Here is a 12,217-nt window from a genome sequence, read left to right on the forward strand (position 1 = left end):
TGCGGATATCCGGCGTCACACGGCCCCGATCACGATCGAGGCGACTTCATCGATGGCGTCGAAGGCGCGGTCCAGATCGTCCGATGTCGAACAATAGGGGGGCATCAGATAAACCACGTTGCCGAGGGGGCGGATGACAAACCCGCGCTCGCGGAACAGGCGCCGCATACGCGGTCCCGCTTCGGCAAGATAACCGCCGGAAGGCACCACGATATCGAGTGCAGCTATGGTGCCCACCTGCCGGAGACTGGTGAAACGTCCGTCATCCGCAAAGCGCCGCAGATTGTCGCTCAGCATCCGTTCCAGTTGCCCGATACGCTCCGCCACCGGCTCATCCCGCCAGACCTGAAGATTGGCGACGGCGGCGGCGCAGGCGATCGGATTGGCGGTGTAGGAACTCGAATGGAAAAAGGTCTTGCGGCGGTCGGTCGAATAATGCGCCTCGAAGATCTCACCGCTGCACAGCGTGGCCGCCAGCGGCAGGGAACCGCCGGTCAGGCCCTTGGAAGTGCACAGAATATCCGGCGAAACCTTTGCCTGCTCACAGGCAAAACGCGTTCCCGTCCGGCCCCAGCCCGTCATCACCTCATCGGCGATGAACAGGCAGCCATGGCGTTCCGCAATCTGCTTCAGCCCGGCCAGAACATCCGCGCCATACATCTTCATGCCACCGGCACCAAGCACCAGCGGCTCGATCAGCAGGGCAGCGACCCGGCCTGAACGGCAGAAGCGCTCGAACATGTCGAGGGTCGCCTGCGCGCTGCCCTGTTCCGGAAAAGCCAGACGGTCGACGCCGAAGAGCAGCGGTTCGTAGGCGGCATTGAACACGCCGCGTTCGCCGGTGGACATGGTACCGATCGTATCGCCGTGATAACCATGGTTCATAACCACGATGCGGTCGCGCTTTTCCCCGCGGTTATGGAAATAACCGAGCGCCATTTTTAGCGCCACTTCCACGGCGGTCGAGCCGCTATCGGAATAAAACACGTGCTCCAGCCCGGCCGGCGCAAATTCGATCAGCGCTTTTGCCAGCGTTTCGGCAGGCTCATGGGAGAATTCCGCAAAAATCACCTGATCGAAGGCGTCCGTCGCGGCACGGATCGCGGCCATGATCGCCGAGTGCCGGTGACCATGGGTGATGACCCACCAGGATGAAATCGCATCGAACAGCCGTGCGCCATCCTCATCGACCATATAGGCGCCTTCCGTCGAAACGATGCGTTTCATCGGCGGCTCCAGCCCGTGCTGGGTGAAGGGATGCCAGATGGGCGAGCGGCTCATGCCGGCACCTCCAGAAAATCGGCTAGATCAAATTGCCGGGCGAAAGCCTGATGCAGCGCCCCGGCGGTCATTTCCGGCAGACGCGGCAGCCGGCCGAGCCTGCGAACCCCGCCGATATCGGTGATGACGCGCTCATTTTCCGCGTTCTCCTCACCGATGAAAACCAGACCATGCACCGGAATGGCCCTTAGCCGCAGCGCCTCCAGCGACAGCAGCGTGTGATTGATGGTGCCGAGCGCGGTTCTGGCACACAGGATCAGCGGAATTTGCCAGCGGGCGAAGATATCGGCGAACAATAATTCATCGGTCAACGGCACCAGAAGCCCGCCCGCCCCTTCAATGACCAGCGGCCCCTCCGTTTCCGGAGGCAGCAGAAGTGCCGGATCGATCGCCACATTGTCGAGGCGGGCAGAAAGATGCGGAGAAGCCGGCGTTTTCAGACGATAGGCTTCCGGCAGGATACGGGCGCGCGGTGCACCGCCCAGCCGCTCCACCATGGCACTATCGGTCTCTTCCTCCAGTCCGGATTGTATCGGCTTCCAGTAAGAGGCCCGCAGGGCGTGGGTCAGCGCCGCGGCAAAAACCGTCTTGCCGATGCCCGTGTCAGTGCCGGAAATGACGAAACGGGGGCTCATGCCGGCTCCTCCTTCAGTGTCAGAGCAAGCAGCCCGACCATATCGGCGATCTGGCCCTCGTCCACATTGAGCGTGATGGAGAGGCGCAGGCGCGCCGTTCCTTCCGGCACGGTTGGCGGGCGGATGGCCCGCACGTCGAACCCGCCATCGCGCAGGCGCGCGGCGACAGCGAGCGCACGGGCATTGTCGCCGATCACCACCGGCATGATCTGCGAGCCGCTCGGCGTTATCCCGAGCCGGGAGCGAAGTTCTTCGCCGGCAAAATTCATCAGTTCCGCCAGTCGCAACCGCCGCCAGCCTTCATCGGCGACGACCCGCAACGCCTCCCGCACCGCCGCCGCCATTAGCGGCGAAGGCGCGGTGGAATAGATGAACCCCCGGGCGCGGTTGACGAGGTAGTCGGCGAGAACCGCAGGCAGGCTCACAAGTGCGCCGGAAAGGCCGAGCGCCTTGCCGCAGGTATGCAGTGCCACCACATTGCTCCGCCCTTCCAGCTCCGCAGCAAGGCCACGCCCATCAGGCCCGAATATGCCGGTGGCATGTGCTTCATCGACCACCAGAAAACCGCCATGGGTCTCGGCAAGAGCGGCAAGGGCAGCCAGCGGCGCCCGGTCACCATCCATGGAATAGAGGCTCTCGACGGCGATCCACGGCCGTCCACGACCGCCGGCCTGTCGCCAGCGGCTTATTTCCCGTTCGAAAGCCTCGACCTGATTATGCGGCACGGCGAGCGCCTGCGCCTTGCCGGCCGCAATACCGTCATGCACGCTGGCATGGATCAGTTCATCATAAAGGACAATATCCTCCCGCAGCGGCAGAGTTGAGAAAAGCGCGACATTGGCGGCAAAACCGCTGCCGAAATAGATCGTTTTTTCCGCGCCGAAAAACGCCGCTGCCTCCGCCTCCAGCGCCTCATGTTCCGGATGATTGCCACGCAGCAGCCGTGAGCCGCCCGCGCCGGCCGGCACGCCCCTTGCGATTGCATCGGCAATCGCAGCCTTCAGACGGGGTGCATCGGCAAGCCCGAGATAGTCGTTGGAGGTGAAATCGATCCCCTGCCGGGGAGCGAGCACCCGCAGCCGCGATTTGCGGCGCAGGCCGGCAAGTTTCGCCTCGTAAGGAGAAAGCGCCGATAGGTTCACGGCTCCTCTCCCGCCTGCGCAGGCTGCAGTTCCATAGGCTTCAGGCCCAGACGCCGGAACAGCGCCGTATCGTGATCCTCACCCGGATTATCCGCCGTCAGCAACGTTTCGCCGACGAAAATGGAATTGGCCCCGGCGAGAAAACAGAGCGCCTGCGTTTCATCACTCATCTCCGTACGCCCGGCGGAAAGCCGCACGTGCGAACGCGGCATCAGGATGCGCGCCAGCGCGATGGTGCGAACAAAATCGATCGGATCGACCGGGTCGGCCTCGGCAAGCTTCGAGCCGGGGATCGGGATCAGCATGTTGATCGGCACGCTTTCCGGCGGAACCGGCAGGCCGGCAAGCGTCACCAGCATCGAAATGCGGTCCTCGACCGTTTCCCCCATGCCGAGAATGCCGCCGGCACAGACCTTGATGCCCGCATCGCGCACATTGGCGAGCGTTTCCAGCCGGTCTTCAAAGGTGCGGGTGGTGATGATCTGCGAATAAAAGCGCTCGGATGTATCGACATTGTGATTGTAATAATCGAGTCCCGCCTCGGCCAGCCGTCCGGATTGTTCAGGCGTCAGCATGCCAAGCGTCATGCAGGTTTCCATGCCCAGCGCCTTGACGCCTTCGACCATGGCCACCACGGCCTCCATGTCCCGCTCCTTGGGATTGCGCCAGGCTGCGCCCATGCAATAACGCGTCGCCCCGCCCTCCTTTGCCTTGCGTGCCTCCGCAAGAACCCGCTCCACCTCCATGAGCTTGGAGGCCTTCAGACCTGTCGGGTTGCGGGCGGACTGGCTGCAATAGCTGCAATCCTCAGGGCAGCCGCCCGTCTTGATCGATAAAAGCCGGCTCATCTGGATGGCATTGGCATCAAAATGGCGGCGGTGCACCTGCTGGGCGCGAAACAGCAGATCGTTAAACGGTAAATTATAGATAATTTTTGCATCCTCGAGTGCCGAACTTGTCGCAACCGCAGAAACCGGCGTTGGATTTTCCGGGATTTCCCTAACTATCTGATGCATTCGGCGACCTCTCCGTTAAAATAAATAGATAGAACTTCTTTTTATCTATTTTTTTTAGCGTGACTTTTGCAAGCGCTTTTTTCGGGAAAAATCGCCAGCGCCACGGACAGGCTGAACAGGCAGGGCCGGAATCACACCGGAAATCCGGCGAATACGAAAATCTTCACGCAAAAGAGCGAGAGGGACCCATGGCGTGAAAAGACCGCAATTGCTAAGGGTGGGACATGATCACACTTCGCCCCTCCACCAGCCATGACACCGCCCGCATCCTCGACATATGGAGCCGGGCCGTTGATGCCACCCATGGCTTTCTTCTTCCGGCGGATCGCGCCGCAATCGGCGAGGAAGTCAAAGCCTTCCTGCCACAGATGCCCCTGACGCTTGCGGTCGATGTTTCGGATCGTCCGCTTGGTTTCATGTTTCTGCACGAAGGGCACATGGAAGCGCTTTTCATCGACCCGGATCACCACGGCAAAGGCATCGGCAGGATGCTGGTGCAGGCGGCCATCGCCTCGCACCCCGCGCTGACGACCGACGTCAACGAACAGAACATCGAGGCCATGGGCTTTTACCGCAGGCTGGGGTTCGAACCGACCGGGCGCTCCGACCTTGACGGGCAGGGGCGGCCCTACCCGCTCGTGCACCTGAAGTTTCGCGCGACGGAAAAATAAGCCGCCGGAACCGTCGGGGAGGACCAGGCCACGAGCACCATCATCCGCTTCGCCACCGACGATTTCCTGCCCGAGCACCGTTTCGACCATTGGCGCGAGGTGCGCGGCAAAAACCTGTTCGGCGTGACGATCGAACTTGCGCCGGATCGTCGCCAGACGTTTCAGGGTTCGTTTCAGGCGCGCGCCATCGCTGGCGCAGTCGTAAGCGAGATGCGCGCTTCCGCCTACCGCGTCAACCGCACCGAGGCGGATATTGCCCGTATTGCCGGCGACAGCCTCTGTATCGGCCTGCAGGTCAGGGGTTCCGGATTGCTATATACGGGCGGGGACCGGGTTCATGCCGTTGGCGGCGGCGATATCACCATCAATCATTCGGATTTGCCCTATGCCGGCATACCGGACGGCGAAGAAGATTTTCATTTCCGGATGCTCAAAATCCCTGTCGATTACGAGGTCATGCTCGGCCAGACGGCCTATGACCTGTTTGCGGCGCGTTATGCCGACAATGCCGCCTTCTCCCGCCCGTTCCGGGCGCTCTTCAATGCGCTGAATGGCGACCACGGCCATCTCATCGACCCCGCCCGCGATGTGACCCACATCACCCGGCTTGCAATGACGGCGCGCGGGCGGCTTTCTCCCGCCATGCCGGAGGTGCGCGCCGCCCTGCGGACCGGGCTGTGTTATGCGGCCCGGGATATCATGATGCGGAAAAAATCCCGCCAGAACCTGACACCCGCCGCAGTCGCGAAAGAACTGGGCATTTCGCTGCGTCAGTTGCATGTCGTGTTCGAGGGCGCGGAACTGTCATTTTCCCGCACCCTCTCCTCCATGCGCATCGAGGAGGCAAAACGGCTGCTGCTGGAATCTCCCGCTTTGCCGATCACACAGATCGCCTTTGGCTGCGGTTTCGACAGCCTCGCCACCTTCTACCGGGTGTTTGCCGCCACCTATAGCGGGACGCCCGGCGACATCCGCGCCATGGGCGCGCCCTCGGTTTAAAATTTCGCCTCTGCGCGCAATGAGAAGACGTCTCACCATCGCCCCTGTAAGGCCCATGGATCGATCAGTTCCATGCACCTTCAAAGGGAAACGGGTCCTGCAGCTTCAGGAGCGCGCACCATGACCAATTTTTTCGATTTTGCGATTTCGCGGCTGCCGGACGCCGCCACCCGATGCAGCCAACCGCCACTCGGCGAAATCGACGCGCTGGCTCAAAAGGCGTCCTTCGCTGCCGCGCTGCGCCTGCTGGCGGGAAGTTTCATCGGCCTCTATGAAGGTTCGCCCGAAATGACCGCGCTTTTCGCGACACGCCAGAGCCGGCTTCTGTGCCACGCGCTGGTGGCGCTTTATTTCCAGAAACGCGGCACCTGCGAGGCCGAGACGGAAGAGCCCTTTCTGACACGGGAGGATTTCGCGCAGCTGGCCTTGAAGCACGGCCTTGCCAGCCACGATGTCGCCTATGCTTTCTTCAGACAGGCACTGGAACGCGGACTTACAAACCCGGCGGATCAATCCGACGGAGAAAGGGCCGGCGGCGTAGTGCCCTCACCGCTGACACTGGCGATGCTCGCGCACTGGTATGACGTCCATTTCCAGGCGCTCGACCTTGTTGACGAAGGGTTCAGGGCCTGCCGTTTCATCGAGCGGTCCGAGACCATGCTGGCGCATATTCATCCTCGCGTGGCGCAGGCGCTGCTGTCCAATCCGGAGGTGCGCTGCCCCGGCCCGCTTTCCATCATCTTCAACTGGTTTGATGCGGGCGGGTTGCTGATGGACCGGCTGATTGCCGGCATCGACCGGGAGAACCCTCTCGAACAGGGCAGGCACCTGACGGATGTGAAGACGGTCTCGCAACTGGCGAAATCGCTGTCGCTGTCGCGAACCCATGTCAGCCGCAAACTCGCAGCGGCCGAACTGATCGGCGGCATCGGCTGGAGCGGGCGGCGAGGCCGCTCCGCCCTCTGGATCTCCCAGGGTTTTTACGAGGAATATGCCCGCACGCAGGCGCGCAAACTGCTAATCCTCGATGACGCCTTCATGGCGATCTGACAAGGCATGAGTCATCGCCAGACGTCATGACCCGGCATGGCGATTACCCTGCGGCCCGGCGTGATCCGCCGGAGCTGCGGGAAAAGGCGGTGTCGATCGCATATCGGTATTTCAGGAACAGCCGGTGCAGGCAAAGAAATACCGCCAGCATCAACGGCCACGCGATCAGGACATCGGAAAGGAAATGCGCGCCCATCGCGACCCTGTTCAGCGAGACAACCACGATGAACGGCATCAAAATCGCCGCGCAGATGAGGCGGAGCCTTGCAGGCAGGAGAATGGTGAAGGCCAGCAAAGCGATTGCGGTCGAGCTTTCACCGGACGGAAAAGAACAACTGCGCACGCAGGCCCCGTCGAGCGAAAGAACCGGCGTGAAAAACAAATCCCCTCCGAATTCGCCGAGTTGCTGCGGTCTTGCCCGGGCGAACAGGGTTTTCAGAATATGGACGGTTGCCCCCGGCCCCAAAGCAAAGAAGGTGAGGACAAGCAGCAACTTGTAAGGGTGAAAAATCCGCCTTAGACTGGCGAAAAACGGCATGGCAAGAAGCACGCATGCCAGCCCGGGCAACAGGACGGACGGCAGCGCGCGGTTCAGGTCGCGGACGGCAACCAGGAACCTGTCCTCCCCCAGGCGAAAGCCGTCGTCCCAGAAGACGAGGCTGACATCAAGATCGATACCCGGCCAGATCGAGAAAAACAGCATCATCGCAAATGCGACAAAAAGGGCGAGCAGGGCGGGATTACGGAAAGCCCGGCCGGCAATGTGAACGGCGCTGAAGCGAAACTTCGGCCTTGCGGGCCGGTTCAGCTTTTCCGGCCCGGCTTTACTGAAGAGATACTGGTGCATGACCGGTTTTCTTGCCCGGAAATGTCAAGCCTTTGCGGAGGAATACCCAAGAGCGTGAGGAAAACGGCTCCGACAGCCGATATCTCGCACAAGAACCCTTGCCCGATGCTTCACGCCGGCCTAGCTTCCCAGTATTAACGCAACTTATATAAGTAAATTTGCAGGTTCAGCATGGACAGAGGGCTCATTCTCATCGTCGAAGACGATCCCGACATCATGCAGATTCTGGACGCCTATCTCATCCGCGATGGTTACAGAACCGTCAGGGCGGGCGATGGAGAAACGGCGATCACGCATTTTTCCATGCTGAGACCGGATCTCATTCTTCTCGATATTCGTCTGCCCAAGCTCGACGGCATCGACGTTCTGACGCGCATCCGGCGGGAGCGGGATACGCCGGTCATCATGGTCACCGCGCTTGCGGAAGATATGGACAAGCTGGCGGGCCTGCGCCTCGGGGCCGACGACTACATCGTCAAGCCTTTCAATCCGCATGAAATCATCGCGCGGGTGAATGCCGTCCTGAAACGCACGCGACAGCCGGCGGGCACCGGCATCCTGCGCTTCGGCGCCATCGAGATCGATACGGAAGCCTATATCGCGGCGGTTCACGGAGAGACTGGCAAAACCGTTCTGCCCCTGACGCTCAGCGAATTCAGGATACTGGCCCATATGACGCGCCGCCCCACCCACGCGTTCCAGCGGGCGGATATTCTCGATGCCTGCTTGCCGGAAAGCGACGCGCTGGCGCGCACGATCGATACGCATATCGCCAATCTGCGCAAGAAACTGACGGATCACGGTGCTTGCGGTTATCTGGTCTCGGTGCGCAGCATCGGCTACCGGCTTGCCGGGGAGCTAAAGCCATGAGGGTCCAGCGCCTCAGCCTCAGCACGATGACAGCGATCACGATCACCACAATGCTCGTCTTCGCCGTCGCAATGATCTATCACGGCGTCTCCTGGTATGCGGACAATGTTCAGGAGCGGGCGATTGCCACTCTCTCGCCCGACGCCGCAAGGGCATTCTCCGACATAGACCGCGGCGTCATGCCGGACCAGCAGCAGCTCCGGGCGCTTCTCGAGGTTTTGCCCCGTGTGCAGAACGCAGCCGATGACGAACTCGTCGCATCGGTGTTCGTCTTCGGGCTGATCGGGGTGCTGCTGTGCAGCCTGCTTGGTTACATCATTTCCAGACGCATTGCCGCCCCCCTGCGGGAGTTGACCCGCGCGGCACAGCGCATGGCGGCCGGCGACTTCAGCGGAGGCGAAAAGGTCAAGGCGAACCGCATCGTCGAAATCGTCTTTCTGGTCGACAGTTTCGAAAGCCTGAAACAGGAGCTCCAGATGATGGAGCGCCGCCTGAAATTCAATACGATGGCGGTTGCCCACGAGTTGCGCACCCCTCTCACCATCCTGCAAGGCCGTCTGCACGGCATTGCCGATGACATCTTTCCCCTCGACAAGCAGGCCATTCGCCACCTCATCGTGCAGGTGGAAGGGCTGGCGCGTCTGGTGGATGATCTGCGCACACTCTCCCTGGCGGAAACCAACAGTCTCGTGAAGGACATCGAACCTCTCGATCTCGCAGCCGAATGCACGGCGGTGACGGAAGCCGCCCGGCCTCTGCTCGACGAGGCCGGTATCCGTCTCGATCTTTCACTGGAGCCGGCTCCCGTTTCTGGCGATCGCCAACGCCTTCGCCAACTGCTCCTTATCCTGATCGACAATGTACGCCGTTATGCCGCAAGCGGGAAAAGCCTGCGCTGCTCAACCGGCATACAGGACGGGCAACCCTTCATCGCCATCGAAGACAGGGGGCCGGGTTTTCCGCCCGGCGTCGAGGCGCACGGTATCGAACTCTTCTGGCGCACAGAACCATCGCGGGCGCGCACCACCGGCGGCACGGGGCTCGGCCTATCGATCGCCCGGGCCATTGCGCAGGCCCACAATAGCGACATGCAGATCGCGGCCGCGCAGGATGGCGGAACGGTCGTGACGATCCTCTTTAAAGCACCCTCCTGAAAAACCGTCGCCTGCCGTCCCCTTTCCTGCCGCAAGGACGATCCGCGCCTCGCGCAAGCTTCACCGTTTCTCGACACGGTCTTCACAAATCCGGCGCATGCACCAGCTGCAAAACCCATGCTCGCCGGAAGCCGAACCCATGCCGCACACCAACGATGCCGTCATTCAAGCAGAAAAATTCCCGGTCACGGATGATCGGCCGCAGAAGGCTTCGGAGGCAGCCGATTGCACCTTGTTCTGGAAAATCATCACCTTTGTCCAGCGCGTGCGCTGGAAGCGGGCGGTCCTTTTCTGGATGCGCTTCGCCATCAATCCCGTCGTCACCTTTCAATGGTGGCAGTTTCTGGCCGCTTTTTCGGCAAAGCGGAAATTGCCGCCACCCCACGATGAACTGCTGCAGAAACCGCTGTCTAAGTTCCTTGTCGGCCAAATCTCCCATCAAAGACGGCTGCATTTTCTCGTGGAGAATTTCGCGATCGCCGACCGTCATTTTACCAGAACGGTCATGAGCGGGCTCTGGACGGGAAGAAATCTGGAGATGGGCGCCGTTCATGGCCGAAACGACGAATACCGGTGCACCCTCGCTCTCGCGGATTGTTGCGGCGGCCGGCACGAGGGCGCTTTCGCCGTGCGGCTGGTGCGCAACCGCGACGACGCCATTCTGTGGACCGCAAAGTTCATCTTTCTGGGAACATGCGGGCACCACCATACGATTGTCGTCGGAGGCATGCAGGGCCCCCGCGCCGCCAAGGAAGAGATGGTGTCGGTCACGCGTGATCTCTGCGGACTTCGTCCCAAGGAGGCCGTGTTGATGGTTTTGCAGGGCCTGATGCCCGAGGGCACATCCGCCTATTTTGCCGTGGCCCGCGCCAGACATCCGATTCACTATCGCCGCGCCCGACGACAGAAAATGCTGATTGCGGATATCGACGCCTTCTGGCGGGAACGCTCCGCGGAACCGGATGAAACATTCGGTTTCAAGGTGCCGGTCTCCACTCTTGAAGGTGCGGACAAACGCAGCCGGATGAAACTGTCTTTCTTCGACATCGGCAGACGCTTTGCCGAAGGCGGGGCCGACGAGGGCACCCGGGATTCCACCAGCGGAACGGTAACGGGGTCGACAGTCTCGCCTGCGCCGGCTCAGTAGGGCACAACGTATTTGTTGATGGTTATGGGTGATACCCATTGACAAATCTCAGGACTGCGGCTCTTCTACGGCGCATGAATGGGATGTTGCGAGCATCGAAATTGATGGCCCTGTTGTTCCGGCTGGTGATGGTATTGTCACTGGCGGGCTACAGCGTTTCCACCGTCAATGCCGCAATGCATGCTGAAAACGACGCCCAGATTTCGCAGATCGAAAACGATCATTCCTCAGGCCGGGGCCACCACGACGCGGCCGTTCAGGACCACAGTGATCACGCGAATCAGCACGACCACGCCAGCACTGAAAAAACAAAGAATTCCTGCTGTCAGGATTATTGCGGCGTAGCGGCCATTCCGTGCCCTTCCTCGTCCCTGAGCCACCCGACCGTCATTTCCCTTCGTGCGTTCATCGACGATACGAACGCCGCCGGTCTGGCACCGAAGCTTCAGCGCCCACCGAATATCTGAAATCCGGAACCGCTTCGCGGGCTTTCCTGCACCTGCATGCGTGAGCGTGCTGGAGCAATCATGATCTTATTCCCGGATTTTCACCATGAAACGTTTGTTCCTGGTGGTTGCCCTGCCGCTTTTTGCGGGCGGATGCGCAGCCACCTTACCTGAAGTCGTCGTATCGCCCGACAGCCCCGACGCTATCTCCAGCCTCAGGCCCATTCCCTACCAAAACCCGATCGGAGCTTACACGCACCGCGTTCCCGTCGATCCGAAACCCTGGCGTGGTCTGAACGACGCACAGGCGCCGGCAAAGGGAGGCGCATGATGATCATACGCCATATCAGGCTGGTATCCTCCCTCGTGCTTCCACTTATCGCGGCTGGCTGCGTGACGACCGACTATGCCGCCAGGGATGCGGGCTTTGCCGATGCGACAGTGAAAACCGCCGAGGCAACCGGCAAGCAGACTGTGTGGGTGCAGAACCAGCAGCAGGCGCAGGTGGTGCGCGATCGCGTCAAGGCGCTGATGGCCAAAAAGACCATCGACGTCGAAACCGCCGTTCAGGTTGCATTGCTGAACAACAAGGGGCTGCAGGCATCCTATGCGGATCTTGGAGACAGCGCTGCCGATGCCTGGCAGACGCAACTCTCCGTCTTTCCGACCTTTTCCGTCAGCCTGAACGGCATCGGAACGCCCGGGCTTGGCATGTATCGCGTGCTTGAAGGGGCCGTCACCGCCAATATTCTCGCTTTGGCGACCTATGACAAGAATATCAGGCTGGCGGATACGCGCTTCCGTCAGGCACAGGTCAATGCGGCGATCGCCACCGTATCGCTTGCCGCGGAAACCCGCCGGGCATGGATAAACGCCGTGGCTGCCTGGGAAAACGTCGCCTATCTCAATCAGGCGAAGGTTGCGGCCGACGCCTCTTCGGAACTTGCGAAAAAGATCGG

At 61.0% G+C, this 12,217-nt stretch carries 14 protein-coding genes; 9 read left to right on the forward strand and 5 right to left on the reverse strand.

Going from position 1 to position 12,217, the window contains the following annotated elements; translation table 11 throughout:
* Positions 1–15: 15 nt before the first annotated feature.
* The 4 genes from JZX88_RS23755 to bioB are packed head-to-tail and all read right to left on the reverse strand — an operon-like array spanning position 16 to position 4,074.
* On the reverse strand, positions 16–1,281 hold the full coding sequence (locus tag JZX88_RS23755) for an adenosylmethionine--8-amino-7-oxononanoate transaminase (protein WP_206914937.1): 1,266 nt from the start codon (positions 1,279–1,281) through the stop codon (positions 16–18).
* A complete protein-coding gene (bioD, locus tag JZX88_RS23760) occupies positions 1,278–1,916 on the reverse strand; it encodes a dethiobiotin synthase (protein ID WP_206914938.1) in 639 nt (212 codons plus the stop codon). Before bioD ends, JZX88_RS23755 begins: the two co-directional genes overlap by 4 nt.
* Positions 1,913–3,058, reverse strand: coding sequence for an aminotransferase class I/II-fold pyridoxal phosphate-dependent enzyme (locus JZX88_RS23765; protein WP_206914939.1), 1,146 nt, complete (start codon positions 3,056–3,058; stop codon positions 1,913–1,915). Before JZX88_RS23765 ends, bioD begins: the two co-directional genes overlap by 4 nt.
* Positions 3,055–4,074 carry a biotin synthase BioB gene (gene bioB / locus JZX88_RS23770; RefSeq protein ID WP_206914940.1) on the reverse strand — a complete coding sequence of 340 codons (1,020 nt, stop codon included), beginning with the start codon at positions 4,072–4,074 and terminating at the stop codon, positions 3,055–3,057. The genes JZX88_RS23765 and bioB overlap by 4 nt, the downstream gene beginning before the upstream one ends.
* Positions 4,075–4,298: 224 nt before the next feature.
* On the opposite strand from bioB, the gene JZX88_RS23775 reads away from it, so the two are divergent.
* The 3 genes from JZX88_RS23775 to JZX88_RS23785 all read left to right on the forward strand — a co-directional run bounded on the left by JZX88_RS23775 (position 4,299) and on the right by JZX88_RS23785 (position 6,794).
* Positions 4,299–4,745, forward strand: a complete 447-nt coding sequence (locus JZX88_RS23775) for an acetyltransferase (protein WP_065116254.1) — start codon at positions 4,299–4,301, stop codon at positions 4,743–4,745.
* Positions 4,746–4,844: 99 nt separating this feature from the next.
* Positions 4,845–5,744, forward strand: coding sequence for a helix-turn-helix domain-containing protein (locus JZX88_RS23780; protein WP_206914941.1), 900 nt, complete (start codon positions 4,845–4,847; stop codon positions 5,742–5,744).
* A gap of 120 nt (positions 5,745–5,864) precedes the next feature.
* On the forward strand, positions 5,865–6,794 hold the full coding sequence (locus JZX88_RS23785; protein WP_206914942.1) for a hypothetical protein: 930 nt from the start codon (positions 5,865–5,867) through the stop codon (positions 6,792–6,794).
* A 43-nt stretch (positions 6,795–6,837) separates the two neighbouring features.
* Here the strand turns inward: JZX88_RS23785 and JZX88_RS23790 are convergent, their stop codons facing one another.
* A complete protein-coding gene (locus JZX88_RS23790; protein ID WP_206914943.1) occupies positions 6,838–7,641 on the reverse strand; it encodes a phosphatase PAP2 family protein in 804 nt (267 codons plus the stop codon).
* Positions 7,642–7,812: 171 nt separating this feature from the next.
* On the opposite strand from JZX88_RS23790, the gene JZX88_RS23795 reads away from it, so the two are divergent.
* From JZX88_RS23795 to JZX88_RS23820, 6 genes are all read left to right on the forward strand, one after another.
* A complete protein-coding gene (locus tag JZX88_RS23795) occupies positions 7,813–8,511 on the forward strand; it encodes a response regulator (RefSeq protein ID WP_065116250.1) in 699 nt (232 codons plus the stop codon).
* Positions 8,508–9,665: an ATP-binding protein gene (locus JZX88_RS23800; RefSeq protein ID WP_206914944.1), complete on the forward strand. Its 1,158-nt coding sequence runs from the start codon at positions 8,508–8,510 to the stop codon at positions 9,663–9,665. Before JZX88_RS23795 ends, JZX88_RS23800 begins: the two co-directional genes overlap by 4 nt.
* A 295-nt stretch (positions 9,666–9,960) precedes the next feature.
* Positions 9,961–10,812, forward strand: a complete 852-nt coding sequence (locus JZX88_RS23805; protein ID WP_246753543.1) for a DUF535 family protein — start codon at positions 9,961–9,963, stop codon at positions 10,810–10,812.
* A 104-nt stretch (positions 10,813–10,916) separates the two neighbouring features.
* A complete protein-coding gene (locus tag JZX88_RS23810; RefSeq protein ID WP_236774393.1) occupies positions 10,917–11,279 on the forward strand; it encodes a hypothetical protein in 363 nt (120 codons plus the stop codon).
* Between the two features lie 85 nt (positions 11,280–11,364).
* Complete coding sequence (locus tag JZX88_RS23815; protein ID WP_110758980.1) at positions 11,365–11,589, forward strand: hypothetical protein; 225 nt, start codon at positions 11,365–11,367, stop codon at positions 11,587–11,589.
* Positions 11,589–12,217 (forward strand): TolC family protein (locus JZX88_RS23820; RefSeq protein ID WP_206914946.1); only part of this gene is annotated, 629 nt, incomplete at its 3' end. The genes JZX88_RS23815 and JZX88_RS23820, both read left to right, overlap by 1 nt.

Source organism: Agrobacterium sp. OT33 (genome assembly GCF_017313365.1).
Classification (GTDB): Bacteria; Pseudomonadota; Alphaproteobacteria; order Rhizobiales; family Rhizobiaceae; genus Agrobacterium; species Agrobacterium rhizogenes_A.

Excerpts from the sequence above, each read along its gene's own strand:
- JZX88_RS23785 (WP_206914942.1), top strand. The coding sequence starts at position 5,865 with ATGACCAATTTTTTCGATTTTGCGATTTCGCGGCTGCCGGACGCCGCC.
- JZX88_RS23775 (WP_065116254.1), top strand. The coding sequence starts at position 4,299 with ATGATCACACTTCGCCCCTCCACCAGCCATGACACCGCCCGCATCCTC.
- JZX88_RS23815 (WP_110758980.1), top strand. The coding sequence starts at position 11,365 with ATGAAACGTTTGTTCCTGGTGGTTGCCCTGCCGCTTTTTGCGGGCGGA.
- JZX88_RS23800 (WP_206914944.1), top strand. The coding sequence starts at position 8,508 with ATGAGGGTCCAGCGCCTCAGCCTCAGCACGATGACAGCGATCACGATC.
- JZX88_RS23810 (WP_236774393.1), top strand. The coding sequence starts at position 10,917 with ATGGCCCTGTTGTTCCGGCTGGTGATGGTATTGTCACTGGCGGGCTAC.
- bioB (WP_206914940.1), bottom strand. The coding sequence starts at position 4,074 with ATGCATCAGATAGTTAGGGAAATCCCGGAAAATCCAACGCCGGTTTCT.
- bioD (WP_206914938.1), bottom strand. The coding sequence starts at position 1,916 with ATGAGCCCCCGTTTCGTCATTTCCGGCACTGACACGGGCATCGGCAAG.
- JZX88_RS23795 (WP_065116250.1), top strand. The coding sequence starts at position 7,813 with ATGGACAGAGGGCTCATTCTCATCGTCGAAGACGATCCCGACATCATG.
- JZX88_RS23805 (WP_246753543.1), top strand. The coding sequence starts at position 9,961 with ATGCGCTTCGCCATCAATCCCGTCGTCACCTTTCAATGGTGGCAGTTT.
- JZX88_RS23755 (WP_206914937.1), bottom strand. The coding sequence starts at position 1,281 with ATGAGCCGCTCGCCCATCTGGCATCCCTTCACCCAGCACGGGCTGGAG.
- JZX88_RS23790 (WP_206914943.1), bottom strand. The coding sequence starts at position 7,641 with ATGCACCAGTATCTCTTCAGTAAAGCCGGGCCGGAAAAGCTGAACCGG.